Source organism: Botrimarina mediterranea, assembly GCF_007753265.1.
In the GTDB taxonomy this organism is placed as follows: Bacteria; Planctomycetota; Planctomycetia; order Pirellulales; family Lacipirellulaceae; genus Botrimarina; species Botrimarina mediterranea.
In genome coordinates this window covers 5840765-5863598 of record NZ_CP036349.1, presented here as the reverse complement: position 1 = coordinate 5863598, position 22834 = coordinate 5840765, and the positions used below count along the sequence as shown (strand labels likewise).

The 22834-nt window shown below is 65.8% G+C and carries 13 protein-coding genes; 6 read left to right on the top strand and 7 right to left on the bottom strand.

What is annotated here, in order from left to right:
- Positions 1-46: 46 nt before the first annotated feature.
- Together Spa11_RS22625 and argH are read right to left on the bottom strand one after the other, a co-directional pair.
- The gene (locus tag Spa11_RS22625; protein ID WP_145116851.1) at positions 47-2071 is read right to left on the bottom strand and encodes a PleD family two-component system response regulator; all 2025 of its coding nucleotides are present in this window, start codon (positions 2069-2071) and stop codon (positions 47-49) included.
- Complete coding sequence (argH, locus tag Spa11_RS22620; RefSeq protein WP_145116850.1) at positions 2068-3567, bottom strand: argininosuccinate lyase; 1500 nt, start codon at positions 3565-3567, stop codon at positions 2068-2070. Before argH ends, Spa11_RS22625 begins: the two co-directional genes overlap by 4 nt.
- 329 nt (positions 3568-3896) lie before the next feature.
- On the opposite strand from argH, the gene Spa11_RS22615 reads away from it, so the two are divergent.
- The 5 genes from Spa11_RS22615 to Spa11_RS23150 all read left to right on the top strand — a co-directional run bounded on the left by Spa11_RS22615 (position 3897) and on the right by Spa11_RS23150 (position 11494).
- Entirely contained in the window at positions 3897-4205 is a 309-nt protein-coding gene (locus tag Spa11_RS22615) for a hypothetical protein (protein WP_145116849.1), read from the top strand.
- Positions 4206-4265: 60 nt separating this feature from the next.
- Positions 4266-4574: a hypothetical protein gene (locus Spa11_RS22610; RefSeq protein WP_145116848.1), complete on the top strand. Its 309-nt coding sequence runs from the start codon at positions 4266-4268 to the stop codon at positions 4572-4574.
- A gap of 227 nt (positions 4575-4801) precedes the next feature.
- Positions 4802-5275 carry a hypothetical protein gene (locus Spa11_RS22605; protein ID WP_145116847.1) on the top strand — a complete coding sequence of 158 codons (474 nt, stop codon included), beginning with the start codon at positions 4802-4804 and terminating at the stop codon, positions 5273-5275.
- Between the two features lie 459 nt (positions 5276-5734).
- Positions 5735-10930 carry a sigma-70 family RNA polymerase sigma factor gene (locus tag Spa11_RS22600; RefSeq protein ID WP_145116846.1) on the top strand — a complete coding sequence of 1732 codons (5196 nt, stop codon included), beginning with the start codon at positions 5735-5737 and terminating at the stop codon, positions 10928-10930.
- 234 nt (positions 10931-11164) lie between these two features.
- Positions 11165-11494, top strand: coding sequence for a hypothetical protein (locus Spa11_RS23150; RefSeq protein ID WP_197529602.1), 330 nt, complete (start codon positions 11165-11167; stop codon positions 11492-11494).
- 198 nt (positions 11495-11692) lie between these two features.
- On the opposite strand, the gene Spa11_RS22590 is transcribed toward Spa11_RS23150, so the two are convergent.
- Positions 11693-13873 (bottom strand): serine/threonine protein kinase, encoded by a 2181-nt coding sequence (locus tag Spa11_RS22590; RefSeq protein ID WP_145116844.1) that lies wholly within the window; start codon positions 13871-13873, stop codon positions 11693-11695.
- 321 nt (positions 13874-14194) lie between these two features.
- Here Spa11_RS22590 and carB point away from each other — a divergent pair, with 321 nt between their 5' ends.
- Positions 14195-17632 carry a carbamoyl-phosphate synthase large subunit gene (gene carB / locus Spa11_RS22585; protein WP_145116843.1) on the top strand — a complete coding sequence of 1146 codons (3438 nt, stop codon included), beginning with the start codon at positions 14195-14197 and terminating at the stop codon, positions 17630-17632.
- Between the two features lie 212 nt (positions 17633-17844).
- Here carB and carA read toward each other — a convergent pair whose 3' ends face one another.
- From carA to Spa11_RS22565, 4 genes are all read right to left on the bottom strand, one after another.
- Entirely contained in the window at positions 17845-18996 is a 1152-nt protein-coding gene (carA, locus tag Spa11_RS22580) for a glutamine-hydrolyzing carbamoyl-phosphate synthase small subunit (protein WP_145116842.1), read from the bottom strand.
- Between the two features lie 259 nt (positions 18997-19255).
- Complete coding sequence (locus tag Spa11_RS22575; RefSeq protein ID WP_145116841.1) at positions 19256-20782, bottom strand: hypothetical protein; 1527 nt, start codon at positions 20780-20782, stop codon at positions 19256-19258.
- 189 nt (positions 20783-20971) lie between these two features.
- Positions 20972-21907: an ABC transporter ATP-binding protein gene (locus Spa11_RS22570; RefSeq protein ID WP_145116840.1), complete on the bottom strand. Its 936-nt coding sequence runs from the start codon at positions 21905-21907 to the stop codon at positions 20972-20974.
- A gap of 127 nt (positions 21908-22034) precedes the next feature.
- Positions 22035-22439, bottom strand: a complete 405-nt coding sequence (locus tag Spa11_RS22565) for a GntR family transcriptional regulator (RefSeq protein ID WP_197529601.1) — start codon at positions 22437-22439, stop codon at positions 22035-22037.
- Between the last annotated feature and the right edge of the window lie 395 nt (positions 22440-22834).

The following is a 22834-nucleotide window of genomic DNA, read 5'->3' as shown; positions in this document are numbered from 1 at the left end:
TGATCACTTGCTCTTTGCGATCCTTGCGCTCTCGGCGTCTTGGCGGTTACTTCCCTTTACGTTCGATCACATCGAGCAGCCGCCCCAACACCGCTTGGGTCTCCTCCGGCGCGCTCGCGCTGAGGTTGTAGCGGTCGTATTGGCGGCGGATTTGGTCGGTCGTGAGCAGGATGCCGTGCGTGCGGACACTCTCCGTGAAGGCGTCGGCGGCGGCGTTGCGGTCGGTGATCGGGCGGGTTTCGAGGCTCGCGGCGTCGAGCAGCCGTTGCTGGCTCTCGGGCGTGCCGAGCGCCACCAGCGTCGCCAGCGATTCCTCGCTCTTACCGAGACCGGCGACGACCGCGACCTGTTCGGTACGACGGTCGAAGCCATAGATACTCGGGCCGTCGGCGAGGAGCCCGGCGATCGCCTGCTTCGCCGCTACGGCGTGGCGGAGGCGTGCGTCGGCGTGGGGCCAGTCGGCCGGCGCGAGGGCCACGAGCCGCTGGGCCATCGACGCGGTCGCCTCGGGCGAGTGCGGCCTAGCCAGGGCGATGACGCCCGCCGCTTCGCCGCCGTGTTCGTCGGCGATCCGCTGGGCTTCGCTCAATCGGCCGTCAGCGGCGAGCACCGCGATCGGCACGAGCGCCGTCTCGGGCGAACGCCGCAGCCGAAAGATGGTCTCACGGGCGCCGGGGAGGCTCACCGACATGTCGATGAGGACGAGCGTCGTGTCGGGCGATGCGGTGGCGATCCGCAGCGCGTCTTCGCCGCGGTTCGCTGGCAGCGCGACGAACCCCGCGCCCATCAGCCAGCCGGCCGTCTCACCCGCGCGGGCGAGTTGCGGCGAGGCGACGACGGCGATGTCGTCTCCCTCGGCGGCGGCGAGGTAGAGCAGGGCGTCGGCCAAGCGGCTGGAGCCGGCGAAGGGCCGCTGCGGGTTGATGGCGACGATCGCCTCGGCCGCGGCGAAGCGGACGGCGGGGTGGGGCGACTCGAGGGCCTTGGCGAGTGGCGCCAGCTCGCCGTTCGCTGTGTGCAGGGCCGCTTCGTCGCCCCGCTGACCGAGCGTCTGGGCGGCGAGCCGGGCGGCCGTGTGCAGTTTGCGAGCGAGCGCGTCGCCGAGCACGGCGGAGACGTCCTCGGTCGAAGTCGTGGCGATCGCCCCTTCGTCGCCGGTCTCGAGCGCCAGCAACAGCGCCTGCCGCGCGGGCCGCTTGCCGCCAGGGAGCAACGCGGCTTGGTCCGCAGCAAGTCGGGCGGCGAGTTGAACATTGAAGTTCGCCGGCGCCTCGACGCCGTCGGTGAAGAGCACCGTGCCGGCGAGCAGCTCGTCGATCGCCGCATCGAGCCGCCGCAGGGCGTCTTCGTCCGTCGGCAGCTTGCCGGTGAGTTGGCGATAAGCCCAATGGGCGGCTTCGCCCGCGGGGCCGGGCTTGCCGACCCGTCCGGCCACTAGCGCCGGGGCGATCGACGTCCGGATACGGCCCAGTTCCGCCAAGCGGCCAAGGGCATACGCCGCTTCGGTGGCGACCGCTTCGCTGTCGCTGCCGGTCGCTTCAAAAATCGCCGGCTGGCTGATCGGGTCGAGCGCCACCAGCGCCTCGCGCAGCCGCGCGCGGAGCTTGGGGTCGTCGGCCTCGGCGAGTTGCGCCATGCAGTAATCGACGCCCGCCTTGCCGGTGAGCCGCAGCGCACTGATCGCGGCGAGGGCTTGTTCACGTTCGCCGGTGAGCCGATCGACGAGCCCCTGCATTCGCTCGGGCGACGTGGCGGCCGCGCTCGCCGCGGCCAGCGCTTGATCGACGATCGGGGCGGCGGCGGGGACTTCTCGGCCGAGCCGCGCCAGCCGCGCCGTGCCGAGCTGGTCCACGAGCGCGACGTACTGTTCGTCGGATAGCGACAGACCCTCGAACTCGGTGACGATCGTCTCCGCTTCCTCCGCCGCGCCGAGGTCGAGGAGCGTCAGCGCCGCTTCGACGTAGTGTCGTGGCTGCGTGCGCGGCAGGGCGAGCGTCGCCTCGACGGCGGGGCTCGCCGCTTGCGCGACGGTCGTTAGCAGGAGCAGCGTGAACGTCGCGATGGATTTCATGATGGCTTCGTCTCGTTCATCCCCAACCCGGCGTTCGTACCCAGACGATGGCTCCAGAGCTTCACCTGCTCGGCCACCAGCTCGGGGCGGGTCGAGCCGACGCTGCGGAACGCCTGCACCGCGTGCTCGACGCCCAGCACGTTGTAGAGCGACTCGTCGAGCTCGGGGCAAAGCTCTTGGTAGGCCGCCAGCGGCAGGTCCGCGAGCCGCACCTCGGCCTTCATCGCCTGGCCCACCAGCTTGCCGACGATGCCGTGCGCGGTGCGCTGCGGCACGCCGAGGTGGATCAGGTGCTCCATGAACGTGGTGGCGTCGAGGTAGCCGCGGTCCAGCCGCTCGGCGATCGACTCACGCTTCAGCTCCGACCCCGCGACGAGCGGCGCCGCCAGCTCCAGGCACTTCCGCACCGTGTCCGCCGCGTCGAAGACGCGTTCTTTGTCCTCTTGCAGGTCGCGGTTGTAGGCGAGCGGCAGGCCCTTGGTGAGCACCAGCAGGCTTTGCAGCGAGCCGATCACCCGCGCGCTCTTGCCACGTGTTAGCTCCAGCACATCCGGATTGATCTTCTGCGGCATGATCGAGCTGCCGGTGCAGAACTGCTGCGGCAGCTTGATGAAGTTGAACTCTGTGGTGCTCCACAGGATCCACTCCTCGGCCCAGCCCGACAGGTGCACTGCAATCAGCGATAGCGCCGCGACAAACTCAACGGCGAAGTCGCGGTCGCTCGACGAGTCGAGGCTGTTCGCGACGAGGCCTTCGAAGCCCAGATCATCGGCAACCATCTGGCGGTCGATCGGGATCGTCGTGCCGGCCATCGCCGCGGTGCCCAGCGGCAGCAGGTTCACCCGCTTGCGGCAGTCGGCGAGGCGGTCGCGGTCGCGTTGGTACTTCTCGACGTAGGCGAGCCAGTAGTGGGCCGCCAGCACGGGTTGGGCCCGCTGCAGGTGCGTGTAGCCCGGGAGGATGACGCCTTCGTCTTGGGCGGCGCGGCCGACGAACGCCCGCTGGAGGTCAGCCAGCAACTGGTCGAGCTGATCGATCGCGTCGCGGACCCACATGCGGAAGTCGAGCGACACCTGGTCGTTGCGACTGCGGCCCGTGTGGAGCTTGCGGCCGACGTCGCCGATGCGGTCAACGAGGGCCCGCTCGATGTTCATGTGGACGTCTTCGAGCTCTTGCTTGAAGACGAACTTGCCGGCGGCGATCTCCCAGCCGATCTGGGTGAGCCCCTCGATGATCTGGTTCTTCTCGTCGTCGGTCAGCACGCCGACGGCGGCGAGCATCGTGGCGTGGGCGACCGAGCCGCGGATGTCCTGCTGGAAGAGGCGGCGGTCGTAGGAGACGCTCTCACTGAACGCCTCGACGCGGGCGTCGGTGGCGGCGTCAAAGACCCCGCCCCACGGCTTGGCCGCGGTGGTAGGGGCAGCCGACGAAGGGGCGGCCGCGGAAGGGTGGTTGTGGCCGTCAGCGGGGCCGGTGGGATCGTCTGCTTGGGCCACTTGCCCTTCCGCGGTGGGGAGACCTGCTGCCGACTCAGGCGGGGGCGCCTCGCGTCGCCACCAACGGCGCCCCCTGGAACCTAGTCGATAGCCTCTCACCCTAGAAACGGCGGGGTTTGCTGTCAACGAGCGGCAGGCAGTCGCCGCCCAAGAATTAGGCAGTTCCCGTCAAGCTGGGTCGTCCCGCCGCGCCGCCACCGGCCCCGGGAAAATTTTGCGGCAATCGCCAAGAACGGCCCCGCCGAGGCGAAAGGCTTCGGATACGTCTCGTGTAAACTGCCGTGATCGGGCCCCCGACGCGCGCCCCCCGGCTAGCGGAGATTCCTCCTATGTTCCTATCTCTTCCCAGCCTTATTGAGAACCTGCCGATGTTCGCGCAGGCGATGGACCCTTCGACTCAGGAAAGCGTCTTCAGCCGCCTGCTGGATATCCCGCCGCCGTTCAACATGGTGGTGCTGATCGTCGCCTTCGGCTGCGGCGCCTCGGTCATCAAGGGGGTCGTTAAGCAGGTCCGCATCTTCGCCGACAACGAAGCCGACCGCCGCCTCAAGCGCGAGATGATCGAAAGCGGCCTTGCCGTCGATGAGGCCGAGCGGATCGCCGCGATGCCGATAAAACACGCCTCGCCAACGGCTTGAGTCCCTCCAGCGGCCATAAGTTCGAATCGCTTAACCCCCACTTCTCACGGAGATACCGCCATGATCCACCCGCTCCTTTCGGAGGGTCTGTTCACCACCATCTTCAGCGACATGAATGCCGACCTGAAGTTTGTGTTGGTGATCAGCACGATCGGTTGTCTCACGGCGATCGCCATTGCCGTCGGCGTCTCGGCCGCGAAGGCGTGGGAGTCGGTCCGGCGGCGTGAAACCGAGGCCGAGTTGATGCGCGACATGCTCGATCAAGGGAAGTCCGCCGAAGAGATCGAGCGTCTCCTGCAAAGCCCAACACAGTCGCTCAAGCGTTCGCAAAGGGTGACCGTGGGACGCAGCGCAGCATCGGCCGGCTGACCCCCCGGTCGCGGGAGGGTCGAGTCAGGAGTTCTCGGATACGCTCGCTGCCGTGCCGCGATTGGCACGACGGTTGCTCAATCGGTAGATCGAGTAACGAAATAGCGCACGCCCCCGCCGCAGCCCCCCACCCGCTGCATTGCGTGCCCCGAGAAAAGACGCGCCGCCCGCTAGGCGCTGCGTCTCCCGCCTTCCCCGCCCTGCGGCCCCCCTAGCGGACTGTCCTCATGCGCCCGTTGCTAATTGTTTTGGCAGGCCTTTGCGCCTCGACCGCCACGTCGCTCGCCGTCTACGCAGCCGTGCAGCTGGAGAGGAAACCCTACGTCGAAGTCCTCCAGGGCGGCCTCGTCCGCACGACCGCCGAAGACTTCGTCCTCAGCTGTTCGGTCTCTCACGTCCTGCACGTCAACCGCTCCCCCGCCGCCACGCCGGAAGAGCAACTCGAGAAGGCCGACTACCACGAGCACGGCGACGTCTGGTTTTCAAAGCCGGACCTCTTCGGCCAAGCGACCGAGCGCGCCAGCCGCATGGTCCGCCGCCAGCTCGACCGCACCGGCCGGGAGCTCCAGATCGAGGTCCTCCAGGGCGAGGGGATGCCCACCCTGGTCTTCGTCCACCACGACGACCAAGAGGCCGCCAACCGCGTCGCCCGCCACCTGGCGATCGAGCTAGCGGAGAACGGCGTGAAGTTGATGAACTGAGGCGAGCCGGCGACGTGAGTCGTCGGTGGAACTCAACCAATCTCTGACGATCGATGGCGCTTCCCACCGACGACTCACGTCGCCGGCTCGCCATCGATCGTTTCGCAGCTCTGAATCTCACTGCGAAACGGACATGCTGCTCAATGGCTTGCATTTCTCGCCGAACGCGCGGTCGATACATTTGTCCACCTGCAGCGCGAACCCCCGCTAGAACGCATCCTGGGCGATCTGGCGCGGGTCTGGCGCGGTCTGACCAAGCGAGCGTCGGCGAGCCGGGGACGTGAGTCCTCGGTGGGAAGCAGGTGCGAGCTTCCCACCGACGATTAACATCGCCGGCTCGCCGACAGCCGCCTTCGCGCTCGCCCCAATTTCTCAGAAGAATTTCCGGTTCGATCCCGCGCCGGGGGACACTAATAGGGCAGAAGCCGCCCCCCTGTTGGTCCCAGCCCCCGGTTTGCCGTGTCGGCGTCCCCCGATCTCTGGCCCTCGTCTCCCGGCCCCTCTCGTTTGCCGGCGGCGGCGCCGCCGACGCTGCCGCAAGTCCGGGCCGTCACTGGTGACGGGCTCGTCGAGTCCGACGGCGAGCTGCTGCGGCTCTTTACCCGGCACGGCGACCCGGCCGCGTTCGACAAGCTCGTCGAGCGTCACGCCGCGATGGTGTGGCGCGTCTGTCGGCAGACGCTCCGCCGCCAGCAAGACGCCGAGGACGCCTTCCAAGCCACCTTCCTCTTGCTCGTGAAGAGCGCGCGGCAGATCGGCGCCAGCGAGTCGGCCGCCGGCTGGCTGTTCCGCGTCGCCTACCGAACCAGCCTGCGGGCGCGGAAGCGACTCGCTTCGCGCCGCGAAGAAGCCCTGGCGCTCGACCCCACGGCGCCGAGCGAAGCCGAGTTCCCCGACCTCAGCGGCCGACAGACGATCGCGACGCTCGCCGAGGAGTTGATGGAGCTGCCGATGCGTTACCAGACGCCGCTGGTGATGCGTTACCTCGAAGGCCAGAGCCGCCGCGCGATCGCCGAGGCGACCGACGTCACCGTCGCGACGGTGCAGGGGCGTCTGGCGCGCGGCAAGCAGTTGTTGCGGCGGCGGTTGATTCGGCGCGGCGTTTCGCTCGCTGTGGCGATGAGCGCGGTATCGGCTAAGCCACGAGCGGCAGCCGCGGCGGCGCCAACTCAAGTGGTCCTGCAAACAACGTCCAACGCAGTAGCGATCACGACGGGCGGCTCGCTCGCCGCGTCGGCGGTGGTGCTGACACTTCTCGAACAAGGAACCCGAGCGATGCTGTTCGCCTCGATATCGAAACCGATGGCCGTCGCCGCCGCCTGCGGCTTAGCGGCGCTGGTCCTCGCCGCGCCGCCCGTTGAATCCAATGCCACCGTGAGCGACGGCGTCGTACTCACCGCAGCGCTCGATGGCGACGAAGCCGAAGCGCCGACGGCGACGCTACAACTAACCGCTGATGAACCCACGAGTGATGGTGAGCCGGAAGCGTCAGCGCCCGGAGTTGCGGCGGCGAACGATCCGCCGCAGGTGACCGGCACGGTCCAAACAACAAGCGAGTCGCCCGCGGTGACCGCGACGCTCCAGCAAAGCGATCCGTCTCTCGACTCGCCTGACCTGCGCTTCGGCGACATGGCCCTCAACGGCCGCAAGCTCACGGACGCCGAGCAGAACGAACTCCTGCGGAAGCAATGGGCCGAGGCCGCCAAGAAGGACCCGCCGCCGGTTGATGGCGAGCCCTCGTTCAAAGAGCTGCACACCTGGCACACGTACTGGGAGAACCGCTACGACGCGTTGCGGCAACAAGCCGAGGAGATGCGGATTCATCGAGAGGAAGGGGAAGGCACGGCGACCGAAGGTGATATCCGACTTGTCGCGGCGGACATCTTCAAAGCCCGCGCCGAGGCGCTGCGCTACGAGCGAGAACTAAAACTGCGAGCGCTGAAAGACGGCGAGCCGGGAGCGTCAGCGACCGGAGGTGATGCGGCGAAGGATATCGACGACTCGATGCAGACAGGAGATCCGATTGAGCAGCAATCCCATGACCTGGACGAATCGCTGCGACTATTTGAGGAGTCGATCGGAGCCGCCAATCGCATCCTGACCGTTGCAAGAAGCGTCGATCCGGCAATGGCCGAGTCGCTCCATGCGGCCGCCGCAAAGTCAATCGACAAGGCGAAATCTCATCGCAGCATGGCCACTCAGCTATTCACGACCCTTGTCGGTGATGCGGCCTTGAAGGATCAAGAGGCGCTCCGAGCGGCGGAACGCTACAGCCGGAGCCTCGAGGATACAAAGCAGCGGATGGAGGTTGTGGTTTCGGCATACAACCAGCGTAACAAGAACACATCCGCAGCCGCGAAGCCGAGAGCCACAACGAAGCCGACGGCAGCATCCGCGCCACCGGACCCGCTGCTCGAGTGGAAAACCATGATGGTGCGTCAGTTAATGGACCCAGCTGGATACGGCCTCAGCCGTGACGACGCGGAATGGTTTCGAGACGAGTTAATGCCTAATCGGCACGACTCGTTGCAGGCGACGATCAAGATCAATCCCTACGCCGACGCCACCGAAATCTGGGAAGCGTGGGTCAATCGCAACCCGGCCGACAAAGAACGTGAAGTCCGGGTCATCACGGCAATGATCCGCAACCGCGAAGCTGGTAGCACGACGGGTGGCGCCGCTGATGCGGCGCTTGAAGCGCTGCGGCAACAGAACGAAGCGCTGCGGAGAGAACTCGACGCCCTGCGTCAGCAGTCGAATCAATTGACGGCGCCGACGCCGGCAGATTCCAAATCCGTTCGCCAATCTCTCGAACCCGTCTGGCGACCGCAGCCAAGCGGATCGGCGCCATTGGACCTTGGTTGGGACCAGCTCCAACCGCTCGACACCAACGGCCGACCCGGCACGTACGCGGCGGCGAACCAGCGTTACGGCCACAGCGTGCAGCAGTTGCAGCGGAAGCTCAACGAGACGCTCGACCCGTCGCCGAAGCTCGACATCGACGGCGACTATGGCCCGAAGACCACCGCCGCGGTGCGGAAGGTTCAGACCAAGCACGGCCTCAAGCCGACAGGTTTTGCGGATGAGGCGACGCTCCGCGCCATGGGGTTCCTCGTGCCTGTGAAGTCTTCCGCGGCAACGACGACGTCCAGCTGGTCACCCCAACTGCCCGCCGCGCCGCTCGCTCCCGCGGCGAAATCGATCCCGGCAAAGGACGAGCCGAAGGAACTGTCGGTCGAAGAGCTAATGCGACTCCAAAAGGAGATTAATCGCCAGCGGGAGGCGTTACTGGAACTGGTAAGGTCCGAGGACCGAATTGACGTGTTAAGGGCCGAACTCGATTCCAAGGACTACAAGTCACCCGAAGCGAGAAGCTTCGCCGAATTAGCTGCGGCGCACGCCGAGATCGATTCTCGACTCCGACAGGCCCGTCTGTTGGAAGCCCAGCGTGTCGCGGCGGAGGCGCAGGCGGCGCTCGAGAACGTGAAGCCCCCGGCGCCGCCGGCGAACGACGGCGCGTCGCGATCGATACTTGAACAGCCAGAAGAACCACAAGCCCCGCCTGCGCCTGAGCCGCCGAAGCCAGAAGATCGGATTGAATCCCTCCGCGGCGAGATCAATGGAAATCTTGACGAGGCGGAAGCCGCGTTGCTCAAGCTGGTCGAGATCGTCAGAAAAGGCGCGGAAATCGAGAAATCGCTGCGCGCATCAGGCAACTCACGGCTCTGGTCAACAGCGCGTACTCCGCTGAGCCAAGCTGCGAAGGAGTATCGCGGCATCATCGATAGTAAAACGGAGTCAGCGGCTTCGCTTTTCAAGGAGTTCGGTGAGGAACTTGTTCATCTTGAGCTGAGTAAAGGGTCAGCGGAACAGCCGGATGTGGTTAAGACACTCACGGAGTTCAATGCCGAAATTGCACGGCTCAGCTTGATCGATCAGTATGCAAGAGGCGCCTATTCGAGCTTGCAGGATGCGGAAGATGCCAAGAGGCGTTACTCGTTCGACATCGAGACGTTCGATCCGAAAGTGCTGAAGCCCGCTGCACCGGAGGCTCCTCCTGCGCCCGAGCCACCGAAGACCGAGGCTTCGAGTTCGCCGGAAGTCGCGCATTCCTTGCAAAAAGGCTGGCGCCTGTTTTTCGCACGGGACGAACGCGGCGCCGAGGAGGCCTTCCGGCAGGTGCTCGCTGCCGATCCGGGCAATCTCTCAGCGGTAAACGGGCTCGGCTTCGCCGTCCTCAACCAAGGGCGGCCCGAGGAGGCGAAGCCGTTCTTCGAGCAAATCGTGGCGGAGACGCCGGACGCGCCGGGGCCCCTCAATGGACTGGCCCGTTGCCTTGAGGCCGAAGGGGATATCGACGCCGCCGTGGCGATCTGGGAGCGACTCGTCGCCGCCGAGCCCGACAGGCTGATCGACCCGGTCTACTCTCTGGCCCGTGTCTACGAAGAGCGCGGCGAGCACGAGAAGGCGAAGCCGCTGAAGGCGCGGATCGCCGCTGAGCAGCCCAACGCGGAAGAGTATCGGGAACTCTTGAAGGAGCAGGCGAAGAAGGCCAGTGCGGATAGGGCCGGCGCCGAAAGCCAAGTCGAGGACGCCTCCTCGGCGGAAGGCGCCGCAAGCAACCAGTACGGCCCCGACTCGACGATGAAGCAGGGGCAGTGGCGCGTGTTCCATGAGCCGTCGGAACTCGACCCCGAGGGTTGGTGCGTGATCGCGGAGCTTCGTGATGGCGATCACCTCCCCGTCTTGCTTCCGGGCGATGAGCGGCCTCGGCCCCACCTGAAGCGTGAAGGAGACCCAAGCAATTTGAAATTCCGCGTCGTCGATCCCGGCCATCCAGACGACGGGAAGATGATCCCGGGCGGCTGGGCAGGGGAGGTGGTGGAGGTCAGGGGTGTTCGGTTGAATGTGAGCACGTTGAGCATCGGCCCGAGCCCGGACATCGCCCTGGTGTTGATCCGCGGCGAACAAGGCCGCACCACCGACGAGTTAGCGGAGAGCTTGCCGAATCACCGCGTGGCGCGGCGATTGCTCCATGAGCAATCCAAGCCGTACGATTCGCCACCGCCCCGTGAAGCGCCGGCGGCGAAGTCGATCCCGGCACCCTGGCCTGAATTTCCCAAAGCGCCGCCCGCTGTAGCAAATCCCGCGGTGAAAGAGCCCATCGCAGCGCGGGCTCCGGCCCGCGTCGATTACTCCGACGGCAAGGCCGATGGCCGCAAGTCGCTCGGCGGCAGCGGGCACCTGCTGCGGTTCGAGTTGCCCGAGGGGGCGCTCGGCGTGAAGGCGGTTCGCATCCACGGATCGCGCTACGGGACGGCCGAAGCGCCCGACGAGGACTTTGAGATCGCTTTCTTGAGCGAGGACCGTTCGGAGATCTTGGCCGTCGAGCACGCCCCTTACGGGCTGTTCCGGCGCGGGCCCGAGGCGTGGACGACGGTCAAGTTCGACAAGCCGGTGGTGGACCTGCCGGAGAAGTTCTGGGTGGCGATCAACTTCAACCCGGGCCGCACGAAGGGGGTCTACTTCAGTTACGACACCTCGACGGGCGGCGAGCGCTCGATGACCGGCACGTCGCAGCAGCAACCCGACCAGCACAAGCCCGTCGACTTCGACGGCGACTGGATGGCGTCGATCGTGCTCGAGCGCGAGTGACGAGTTAGAATCGTAGCACTCCCTTGGTAGGGTCCGCCCAGCGGACCTTACGGAAGGCGATGCGTCGCGCGATTGGCGGGCGTTTCTCGTTGACGGCTTTCCCGTTCCGCCAAACTGCTCTTGCTTGCCCCGCCCGCCGATTCTATTTTCCGCGCCAACCGTGCGGGGATTGTCTACACGGTGGGCCAGAGGGCCCGCCTCTCCGTCCGGGACTGTCGTACTGGAGTTGCGACGATGGCTGGAAAGCCTGCGAAGAGCGCTGCGAAGCCCGCTGCCAAGAAGACCGCCGCCAAGTCGGCCACCCCGAAGGCGACGAAGTCTCTGAAGGCCAAGACCTCGACAGCGAAGCCCGCTGCCGCCAAGTCGAAGGCCACCGCCAAGCCGGCGGCGAAGGCGACCAAGTCGTTGAAGGCCAAGCCGGCCGCCGCCAAGGCGACCGCCAAGAAGGCCCCGGCGAAGAGCGCCGCCAAGCCGGCCGCCGCGAAAGCGACGCGTTCGTTGAAGGCCAAGCCGGCCGCGGCGAAAAAGTCGCCCGCCAAGAAGGCCCCTGCGAAGAAGGGCTGAACCGGAGGTCACGGAAGCAAAACACCGCTGGCGATCGTTGCGAACGCTAGCAACCTCGAGCTACCGAACGAGGCGTCGTGGGCCTGGCCTGCGGCGCCTCGGTTTTTTGATAGTGGGCAGTCGGCAGTGGGCAGGAAGAAGGAGGGCGACCGCGGAGCGGGCGCCCTCATTTACTGCCCACTGCCGACCGCCCACTGCCTACTCATGCAAAATCGTCGCCGCTTGGTCGCCGCGGACCGTTGGTGGGGAGCCGCTGGGCTTGGTGAGCTTTGGCGCGGTGCCGCGTTCGTGTTGGTTCCACCAGAGGTCGGCGCGTTCGACGTTCCAGCCGTCTTCGGCTACGACCTTGTCGAGGCGTAGCGAGAGTTCGCGGGCCGTTTGCGGGCGCTTGGCGCGGCTCTTGTCGAGGCACGCCAGGAGGGCGTCTTCGAGTTCCTCCGGCAGGCGTTCGCCGCGGATGAGCGACGGCGCTACGGGCGTGTCTTCAAGGTGCATGTGCATCAGCTGCTGCATGTCGTTCGCTTCGAAGACGACGCGACCCGTCAGCAGGAAGTAGCCGACGGCGCCGACGGCGTAGAGGTCGCTGCGTGGGTCGACCGTGCCGGGCTGCTGGATCGCTTCGGGCGACATGTAGAGCGGCGTGCCCGCCATGCCGCGCTGGCCGTCGCTGTCGATCTCTTTGACGAGGCCGAAGTCGAGGACCTTCACGACGTCGGGGTCGGCGCCGCGGCGGTTGAGCATGACGTTGGCCGGCTTGATGTCGCGGTGCACCAGGCCCATCGTGTGCGCCTCGTAGAGCGAGCCGCATATCTGTTGCAACAGATCGACGACGCGGCCCACGGGCTGCGGGCCGTACTGGTCCACGAGCTCCTGCAGGCTGATGCCGTCGAGGTACTCCATCGCGTAGTAGAATAGCCCCTCGGGCGTGTGGCCGTAGTCGAAGATGGCGACCGTGTTGGGGTGGCACAGCTGGCTGGTGATCTGCACCTCGCGCTCGAAGGCGGCGAGCGCCTCGGGCGTGACCTTGTCGGGCTCGACCATTTTGACGGCCGTCGGCCGGCGGAGCATGGCGTGCTTCGCCTTGTAGACGACGCCCATCGCGCCGGCGCCGAGGCGTTGTTCGAGCCGGTACTGGCCGAGCTGCTGGGCCTCGATAGCGGCGGCTTGAGCTTCGCGGCGTAGCTTGGCGACCTTCAGCGTGAACAGGAAGATTGCAATCGAGCTGAGCCCCAGCAAGGCGAAGAGCCCGAGGAACGTCCGCCGCAGGATGATCAGCGGGCCGTAGGCCTCGGCGGCGTTGATCTCGGTGGCGACGCCAAAGCCGTACTCGGGGAGCCACGTCCAGGCGCCCACGACCTTCACGCCGCGGTAGTCGCGGTAGCCCTCGACGTCGCTGGCGGTCTCGCCCGCCGCGGCGCTGGCGACCATCTTTGTCGGCGGGAGGTCGGCGCGGCGATGCTTGGGACGGTAACCCTTCGTGACATCGCCGCCCGGGTCTCGCACGAGGACGCTGAGGATCGAGCGGCTCCCTTCGACATCGGGGAGGATGCCGAGGAGGAGCAGCTCTTCGTCGAAGCGACTCGAGGACAGCATCACGCCGTTCTTGTCGAACGCGTAGGTCTCGCCCGTCTCGCCGGTGCGGCCGAGCTCGAGGATACGGCTGAACTCCTCGTCGGGGCGGATCTGCAGGCCGAGGGCGGCGACGACTTGCAGGTTCTCGTCGCGGATCGGCGCGGCGACGAACATGACGGGGGTGCCGGTCCGCATGCGGCCGATGTGGTCCTTGAGCGGCAAGACGCTCGGCAAGGGCCGCGACACGAGGGGCTTGCCTTCGAGCGCGAGCGTGAAGAACTCGTCGATCTCCGGGTCGTCGGTGAGGTCTTCCCGCCCGACGGCCTGGGGATGGGTCGCGGCGCGGATGATCTTCTGCTCGTCGAGGAGGAAGTAGCCGTGATAACCGTGCGAGCTCATGCCGGGGCCGATGGCGTCGGCGAGGGCCTTGGCGGCTTCGGGGTCGTTGCCTTCGAGCAGCTTGGTGGTGAGCTGGCGGATCGCGGTGGTGTTGGCGAGCGATTCGGCGTTGTGCTCCTGGCTGGTGAGCCAGGTGCGGAGCATGGCGACCTCCACGTCGCGGAGCGTTTGCAGCTCGGAGACGAGCGACGCCTTCATGGTCCGCTCGATCGCGAACCGGACGAACAGGCCGAGTGTCGCTAGGAGCACCACGGCGATGATCGGCCAGAGCCAGATCTGCCGGCGCAAGAAGGCGCCGGTCGTCTTGAGCGTGCGCGAGACCGACCGCGACGCCCAGGTCATGTGGGCCTTGTAGCTCGAAGCCGCGGCGCGGGAGTGCTGGGGCGATAAAGACTTGTTCAGGGGCATCGGCAACCGCAGGGGAGTCAATCAGGCAGGATTCGCCACACCGATAGCCCGGGAGTCCACGACGCCAGTCGTGGGAGCTTCCCGGGGCCATTCCATCATAGTTGCCGCCCCGCTCGACCGCTCGCAGGGACCGCCCGATTGGCTCACCCAAGCAAGCCGCCCCGGGTGCCGAGCCCCCGCTGGGCGTGGTAACTTAGGCCAGTTTTGCCCCCGCCAGGCCTCCGTAAAGGGCTCCGGGGGCTGCCGCCCCCGGCTGAGTTTTTCCGGAGGGACGGCGCCCACGATTCCGCCATCCGCCATCCGAAATCCGCATTTCTCTCGATGCCTCGCCGCGACGACATCCACAAGATTCTCATCCTGGGCTCGGGTCCGATCGTCATCGGCCAGGCGTGCGAGTTCGACTACGCCGGCGCCCAGGCGTGCAAGGCCCTCCGTGAGGAGGGCTACGAGGTCGTGCTCGTGAACTCCAACCCGGCCACGATCATGACCGACCCGTCGATGGCGGATCGGACCTACATCGAGCCGCTGACGTGGGAAGTCCTCGAGAAGATCATCGCGCGCGAGAAGCCCGACGCCCTGCTGCCGACCCTCGGCGGCGGCACGGCGCTGAATCTGGCGATGGAGCTGAGCAACCACGGCGTGCTCGAGAAGCACGGCGTCGAGATGATCGCCGCCAAGGCCGACGTCATCGACAAGGCCGAGAGCCGCGAGCGCTTCAAGGCGGCGATGAAGAAGATCGGCTTGGAGGTCTGCCGTGGCGAGACCGTCAAGACGGTCGAGCGCGCCAGAGAGTTGCTCGACACGATCGGCCTGCCCGCGGTTGTGCGACCGAGCTTCACGATGGGCGGCGCCGGCGGCGGCATCGCTTACAACCGGCAAGAGTATGACCACATGGTCCGGAACGGCCTCGAGGCGTCGCCGACGAGCGAGGTGCTGGTCGAGGAGTCGATCATCGGCTGGAAAGAGTACGAGATGGAGGTGATGCGCGACGCGGACGACAACGTCGTGATCATTTGCGCGATCGAAAACTTCGATCCGATGGGCGTCCACACGGGCGACTCGATCACGGTCGCCCCAGCGCAGACGCTCTCCGACAAGGAGTACCAGCGGATGCGCGACGCGTCGCTGGCGGTGATCCGTGAAATCGGCGTCGAGACGGGGGGGTCGAACATCCAGTTCGCCGTCAACCCGGTCGACGGGCGGTTGATCGTCATCGAGATGAACCCCCGCGTCAGTCGTTCCTCGGCCCTAGCGTCGAAGGCCACCGGCTTCCCGATCGCCAAGATCGCCGCGAAGCTCGCCGTCGGCTATCGGCTGCACGAGCTGCCCAACGACATCACGCGCGAGACGACCGCCTGTTTCGAGCCGTCGATCGACTACGTGGTGACAAAGATCCCGCGATTCGCGTTCGAGAAGTTCCCCGAGGCCGACTCGACGCTCACGACGCAGATGAAGAGCGTCGGCGAGACGATGGCGATCGGCGGGACGTTCAAGGAGAGTTTTCAGAAGGCGCTGCGCGGCTTGGAAGTCGGCGCCTTCGGCTTCGGCTGCGACCCACGAGACCTGTGGCATGGTCCCAACGGAGAGCTGGCGGCCGACCGACCGACTCCCGACGAGATCGAAGCCAAGCTCACCGTCCCCACCGCCGAGCGCGTCTGGCACCTGCGCTACGCGCTGAAGGCGGGCATGTCGATCGAGCACATTTTTGACCTGACAAAGATTGATCCGTGGTTCCTGGATCAGCTCAAGCAGATCGTGGAGACGGAAGAAGAGTTGCGCGCAGCGGCGACTGGCGAGCCCTCGACGTTAGTCGGGGATGGGGCGCCACAACCACCGACCACTAACGTGGCCGGCTCGCCATCGCTCGGCGCGCTAAGCGACTCGTTGCTCTGGAAAGCCAAACGCCACGGATTCTCCGACCGTCAACTCGCCACAATCTTCGGTCGCAGCGAGATCGAAGTGCGTCGTGAACGTGAAGCGCGCGGCGTCAAACCGGTCTACAAGTCGGTCGATACCTGCGCCGCGGAGTTCGAAGCGCAAACGCCCTACTTCTATTCGACGTACTGGGGGAGCGAGGACGAAGTGCCGGCGAAGTCGATTGTGGCGAGCCCTCGACGTGAGTCGGGGGAGGAACCCGCGATCACACCGACGACTAACGTGGCCGGCTCGCCTAAGAAGCGCGTTGTCATCCTCGGCGGTGGCCCCAACCGCATCGGCCAAGGCATCGAGTTCGACTACTGCTGCTGCCACGCGAGCTACGCGCTGCGGGAGCTGGGCATCGAGTCGGTGATGGTCAACTCGAATCCCGAGACGGTCTCGACCGACTACGACACGAGCGATCTCTTGTTCTTCGAGCCGCTCACCGTTGAAGACGTGATGAACGTCTGTGAACGCGTCGAGGCGGACGGCGTCATCGTGCAGTTCGGTGGGCAGACGCCGTTGAACCTCGCGCGGGCGCTCTTGGACGCGGGGCTGCCGATCATCGGCACCGCGGTGGACGCCATCGAGGCGGCCGAGGACCGCGAAAAGTTCTCGGCGCTCATCGACCGGCTCGGCCTGAAGCAGCCCGCCAGCGGCATCGCCCGCGACCTCGCCCAAGCGCGGCAGATCGCCGAGCGGATCGGCTTCCCCGTGCTCGTGCGGCCGAGCTTCGTGCTCGGCGGCCGGGCGATGGAGATCTGCTACGACAACTCGCAGCTCGACCGCTACGTCGCCGAGGCGTTCATCGCCGCGCAGGGGCAGCCGGTGCTGATCGATTGCTTCCTCGAAGGCGCCACCGAGGTCGACGTCGACGCCATCTGCGACGGCGAGACGGTCATCGTCCCCGGCATCATGGAGCACATCGAAGAGGCCGGCGTCCACTCGGGCGACTCGGCCTGCGCGATCCCGGCGTACAGCCTGCCGATGCCGATGCAGAAGGAGATCCGCGACGCCACCGAGAAGCTCGCCCGTGAGCTTGGCGTCCGCGGTTTGATGAACGTGCAGTTCGCCGTCGTCGATGAAGGCGATACGGACTCCTCGCCGATGAGCCCGTGGATCACGCCGGTGCTGTATGTCATCGAAGTGAACCCGCGCGCGAGCCGCACGGTGCCGTTCGTCGCCAAGGCGACCGGCATGCCGGTCGCGAAGATCGCCGCGAAGGTGATGGCGGGCGTGTCGCTCAAGGAGCAGGGCGTCACCGAGGACCCGAAGCCGCGGCACGTCTCGGTGAAGGAAGCGGTCTTCCCGTTCGTGAAGTTCCGCGGCGTCGACATCGTGCTCGGCCCCGAGATGCGTTCCACCGGCGAGGTGATGGGCATCAGCCCGAGCTTCGCGATGGCGTTCGCCAAGAGCCAACTCGCCGCCGGCACCGTGCTGCCGAAGTCGGGGAACGTCTTTCTGTCGTTCGCGCCGCGTCACAAGCAGCGCGGCCTCGTCTTGGCGAAGCGGCTGGCGGACATGGGCTACCAGATCCTCGCCACGCCCGGCACTTGCGAGTCGCTCGCCGCGATCGGCGTCTCGGCGACGCGCGTCAACAAGCTGACGCAGGGCCGCCCGAACCTGCTGGACTACCTGGCCGAAGAGAACGTCGCCCTGGTGATGAACACGCCGATCGGTAAAGGCGCCCGCACCGACGAGGGCAAGATCCGCGCCGCCGCCACGGCGGCGGGCGTCCCGGTGCTAACAACGATCGAAGCCGCCGAAGCGGCGGTCAACGCGATGGAGTCGATGGCCAGCAGCGAGATGCAGGTCGAGAGCCTGCAGGAACGGTTTGATTGATCGGCGATCCCAAGAAGGGAACCGCGAATCGACGCGAATACGCGCGAATGAAAGAAGGAAAGGTTTCGGGCCCACGAATTACACGAATCGGCGCGAATCCGTGAGGTACTTATTCGTGTGATTCTTGGGCGCTGAGAATTAATAGCGTTGATTCGCGCGTCTTCGCGGTTCCCTCCGGTCGCTGACGCTCCCGGCTCGCCTTTTTTGAACGCTTACGCTCGCATCGACTCTAAAAATCGCTCGAAAAGATAGTGGCTGTCGTGCGGTCCCGCTGAGGCTTCCGGGTGGTACTGCACGCTAAACGCCGGCGCCGACTTATGTGAGACGCCTTCGACGGAGCCGTCGTTGAGGCTGCGGTGCGTGACTTCTAACTCGCTCGGCAGCGACTCGGGGTCGACGGCGAAGCCGTGGTTCTGGCAGGTGATCTCGACTTTGCCGGTGGTGAGGTCCTGGACCGGGTGGTTCGAACCGCGGTGGCCGAACTTCATCTTGAAGGTCTTCGCGCCGCAGGCGAGCGACAGCAGTTGGTGGCCGAGGCAGATGCCGAAGATCGGTTTCTGGCCCACCAGCTCGCCGACAGTCTTGATGGCGTAGTCGAGCGGCTCGGGGTCGCCGGGACCGTTCGAAAGGAAGACGCCGTCGGGCTCGTGGGCGAGGATGTCAGCGGCCGAGGCCGTGCCGGGGACCACCGTGACGCGGCAATTGCGGCCGGCGAAGTGGCGGGGGATGTTCCACTTCATGCCGAAGTCGAGGGCGACGACATGAGGTCCCAACGGTTCTGGACGACCCAGTGGGCCCTCAGGAGCCCCAGAATCGCTCCCAGACGCGTCCAAATTGGTCCAGGCACTCAGACGCTCGGTCCACACGAGAGGCTCGCTAGGCGTAACCTCGCGGACCAGGTCGCGTCCTACAAGGCCGGGGCTCTTCTTGGCCTTGGCCACCAGAGAGGCGTCGTCGAGGTCGGTCGTCGAAATGACGCCGCGCATCGCGCCGGCGCTGCGTAGTTTCCGAACCAGCGCCCGCGTGTCGAGCCCGTCGATCGCCACCACGCCGTGGCCCCGTAGGTAATCGCCCAGCGCCTGCTCGCTGCGGAAATTGCTAGCGATGCGGCTCTCTTCGCGGACCACGAACCCGGCGACTTGCGGCCCCGCCGATTCGGCGTCGGCGGCCGAGGCGCCGTAGTTGCCGATCTGCGGGTAGGTCATCGTGACGATCTGCCCACGGTAGCTGGGGTCGGTCAGGACCTCCTGGTAGCCGGTCATCGAGGTGTTGAAGCAGACCTCGCCGTCCACTTCACCGGCGGCGCCGATCGAGCGGCCAGCAAAGACGGTCCCGTCTTCCAGAGCGAGTTTGGCGGGAGACATCAGGGGAGGGGCCAGGGGCGAGGGGTTAGGGGCTGAGGGAACGGCCGGCGAGCCGAGGGGCGGGCGAGCCGGGAGCGTCAGCGACCGGAGGGGGGCGCGGAACGCCCCATTCTCCGCGGCCCGTCGCGGCGGTTCAACCCACGGACAACCGAACCACCCCGATCGACCTCAGCCGTAGGCGGCAGCCCACGGCGGAAGTGGGCGCCCGCTCCGCCGTGGGCTGCCGCCTACGGCTAAGACCCGGTTCTTCGGCGGTGGTTCACGACAACCGCAGCGACCAGTCGTTGCGGACGCAGACCCAAGCGGCGACGCCCAGCACGGCGCTTAAAGCGAGCGCCGCGACGCCGAGCCACGCGATGGGGATGTCGATCCATTCCGTCGCAGCGGTCGCGAACGCGATCATCATCACGCAGAAGCCGAGAATGCTGGCGTAGACGGGATTCCGCACGAAGGACGCGGTGAATGCGCCCGACGCGTAGCTGAGCACGAGAATCGCCAAGATTAGGACCAGTGACGGCTCATTCTGACGGTCCTCGGGCATGGTGAATTGATAAGCGACAGCGACCGGCACGCCGAAGACGCCGACGAGCAACGCCAATCCACCAAGGAACGCGATGGCAAACCAGAGGTCGATCGGGATCGGCCGTGTTCGCCAGAAAGTTAACAGGCGCGGCTCGAGCTCGCTGGTAAGAACACCGGCGCCACACACCAGTCCGGCACAGCATCCGAGCGTGATGAAGGCTACGAGTACGGATTCGCTGGTAATGTCCATTAAATCGATCGTGCTGCTCTGGCTATACTGCACGCAAATGGTGGTGACCGCTAACCCCAGAGCCCCAATCGCGCCGGCGAGCACGATTGGCGCGCACTCGCGGGTGTGTTTCCACAACAACGCCGTCAGGGGCGATCGTCGTGCCGGCCCAAGCCATACGGGAGCGGCAGCTACCAAAGGATCGGCATCGCTAAGCCGCGATCGCTCGCGGTCGCCGGTGTGACCAAAGTGAGTGATGTACCAGCAAGCGAGCGGGACGTGCGTCGCTAGATACGGAAAGAGCAAGTACGACTGGCCGGCGAGGCCGTCTAGCGAGATCAGCGCTACCCAAATGCCGCCCGGCATCATCGCAGCGAGATGCGCTATGACGACTCTTTGATCAGAACTTGGGGCCGCGTCTCTATTCACGAAGTACACCCCCCAGGCTAAGAGCGTCCAGCACGCAACGACAACGATCAGCCCGATTGCTCCTGCACGCACCTCGCTCTTGCTGTTCACCGCTGGTGCGGCCATCCAGAGTATCAGGCTGATGCTGACCGAGACGCCGATGAGCAGAGCGGTTAAGAACCAGCCGCCGGTTTCGTAGAGATGTCTTAAGGAATCCAGCGATTCCAATGAGCTGGCGTCGGACTGCCAGCTATACGCGTCCGCTGCCGCGACTAAAGCGCGCGTGAGCACTGCGGCTAGCATTATTATTGCCGCAATCGTAGCCACGCCGACTAGTAACTTGACAATAGCAAGCCCACGGAGATCAACCGGCGATGACCTCATGAAAGACGCCGTTCGTTGCGACTGCTCACCAGCCGCCAGACCTATCGCGACAAAGGCGCTCCCGATCGGCACAACGATAAACAACGTCGCCCAGAAGGCGTTCGCGTAGTGAGCAGGTCCGGGCCTAGTCGCATCCAATACCCAAGCATGCAAGCCAAGCACGACCACCACCAGCGCCGCCAGCTTCCACCGGTGCTCGCGCCATTCCTTCCACAGCAGGCTTCGCCAGATCGCGCCGTTCATGGTTGTCGGGTCCGCTGTGCGGACCGTGGTGAAAGGTTTGGGAGTGGTGATTGCTTAAAGGTTTAGTGGCGTCTGTTTGTGGGAGGCGTCTCCAGACGCCGATTACGCGTACCCTGCCGTTTCGGAATGGATACCGTAATCGGGGTCTGGAGACCCCTCCCACATTTGTTGCTGTCCGCACAGCGGACCCTACGAGGCGTCGGCTAGTTCTTGGGGGTCTTCGGCGATCGGCGGCGGCGCTGTCTTGCCGCGCTGGCCGGCGACGTACGCTTCGAAAATTTCATCGAGGCTGAGGTCCATCGCTTGCGGCGTGACGCCCTCGCGGCGGAGGGCTTCGGCGACCGCTTCGGCGCGGGCGGTGGTGATCGCCAGCTCCTCGCTATCGACGCGGCGGTCGAGGATTTCGCCGAAGCGTTCGACCAGCGGCTCGTATCGCGGCGCGACGAAGAACTGCTTCACGTCGTCGCGCAGCTCTTCGGTCTCGGCGCGGCGCACGATGCGGCCGCCGTCGAGGATCGCCACCTCGTCGGCGACGGGCTCGACTTCGTACAGCAGGTGCGAGCTATAAAAAACCGTGCGGCCTTCGCCTTGCAGGTGCGTGATCAGGTCGCGGTTGAACTGCTTGCGCATGATCGGGTCCAGCCCTAGCGCCGGATCGTCAAGGATCACCACCTCCGGCCGGTGCGCCAGCGCGAGCACCAGGCCGAGCCGCACCGTCTGCCCCTTCGACAGATGTTTTATCTTCGTGCGGAGGGGCAGGTCGAACTCTTCAAGATACTTTCGCGCGAGTTCGTGGTCCCACTTCGTGTAGAACGGCGCGACGAAGCGGACGATCTCATCGACCCGCATCCAGCCGTACATGGTCTGGTCCTCGGCGAGATAGCCGACGTGATCCCGCAGCTCGAGCGGCGACGCCATCGGGTCGATGCCGTTGACACGGATCAAGCCGACGTCGGGCTTCGTCAGGCCGAGCAGCATGCGGATGGTCGTCGTCTTCCCCTCGCCATTGCGGCCCAGGAAAGCAAACGTCTTCCCCGGCTCCACCGCAAGCGACACGTCGCGCAGCACGAGGTTCTTGCCGAACGACTTAGCGACGCCGCGGAGCTCGATAGCGGGTTGGGTCATGGCGTGAACCCGATGAGGAAGCGGGGACGGGGAGTGAATGAGCAATGACCAAGCCCCAATGACCAATGAGGAGCTGCCGCTCCGGTCGCATCGGTCATTGGGATTTGGTCATTGGGGCTTTCAACAATCACGGCGCTATCTCCTCGCGAGTCTCCGCGCCGAGTTGGTCAAGCGCGCTAGAGAGCAGCTCGTGGACTTCGTCGCGCGTGAGGCCGAGGCCGAGGGCTTGGCGGCTGACTTGGCGCAGTTCTTCGATGAGGCGTTTGCGGTGGACGGCGGTCGCGCGGCGTGGCGCGGTGTCCGAGACGAACGTCCCTTGGCCGTGGCGGCGGTCGAGGAGGCCCTCGCCGGTGAGGCGTTCGTAGACGCGGAGGATCGTGTTCTGGTTGACGGCAAGGTCGCGGGCCAGCTCACGCACCGAGGGGAGCCGGTCGCCGGGCTTGAGCTTGCCGGCCGCGCAGAGCGAGGCGATCTGTTCGGCGATCTGCCGCGAGATGGGGACGCTCGAGCCTTTTTCGATACGGAGCAGCACGGCGAGAATCCTTACCGCGGACAAGTGATTACACAAGTGTAACAGTGGTCACGTGGGCAAGTCAAGATTTTTTTCGGTGAGCCGGCGCGTCAGCGACCGGAGGGCGCCAGGGAAGGGTAGCGCGTGTAAGAAACGCAAACGCGCGCCCCCGAATTACAAGAAGGGAAGCCAACCGATTGGCAAGAATCGGGGGCTAAAGCCCCGCGGCTGATGAGTCGCCGCAACCGGGAATCGGCCGGCACGTCTTAGCGTCCGGTTCCTAATCGAGAGGATTCGCGGACCTTCAATGATTCGCGACAATTCGCGCGGATTCGCGGTTCCCCACTTTCCTCGACTCGCGGCCCCTACAAAAAACCGCAACCGCCTCTCCAAAGCGGAGAAAGGCGGTTGCGGTT

What these genes read in the sequence shown, in the direction of transcription:
- Spa11_RS22625 (WP_145116851.1), bottom strand. Translation starts at nt 2,071, where the DNA reads ATGAAATCCATCGCGACGTTCACGCTGCTCCTGCTAACGACCGTCGCG.
- Spa11_RS22615 (WP_145116849.1), top strand. Translation starts at nt 3,897, where the DNA reads ATGTTCCTATCTCTTCCCAGCCTTATTGAGAACCTGCCGATGTTCGCG.
- Spa11_RS22610 (WP_145116848.1), top strand. Translation starts at nt 4,266, where the DNA reads ATGATCCACCCGCTCCTTTCGGAGGGTCTGTTCACCACCATCTTCAGC.
- Spa11_RS22605 (WP_145116847.1), top strand. Translation starts at nt 4,802, where the DNA reads ATGCGCCCGTTGCTAATTGTTTTGGCAGGCCTTTGCGCCTCGACCGCC.
- Spa11_RS23150 (WP_197529602.1), top strand. Translation starts at nt 11,165, where the DNA reads ATGGCTGGAAAGCCTGCGAAGAGCGCTGCGAAGCCCGCTGCCAAGAAG.
- Spa11_RS22590 (WP_145116844.1), bottom strand. Translation starts at nt 13,873, where the DNA reads ATGCCCCTGAACAAGTCTTTATCGCCCCAGCACTCCCGCGCCGCGGCT.
- carB (WP_145116843.1), top strand. Translation starts at nt 14,195, where the DNA reads ATGCCTCGCCGCGACGACATCCACAAGATTCTCATCCTGGGCTCGGGT.
- carA (WP_145116842.1), bottom strand. Translation starts at nt 18,996, where the DNA reads ATGTCTCCCGCCAAACTCGCTCTGGAAGACGGGACCGTCTTTGCTGGC.
- Spa11_RS22575 (WP_145116841.1), bottom strand. Translation starts at nt 20,782, where the DNA reads ATGAACGGCGCGATCTGGCGAAGCCTGCTGTGGAAGGAATGGCGCGAG.
- Spa11_RS22570 (WP_145116840.1), bottom strand. Translation starts at nt 21,907, where the DNA reads ATGACCCAACCCGCTATCGAGCTCCGCGGCGTCGCTAAGTCGTTCGGC.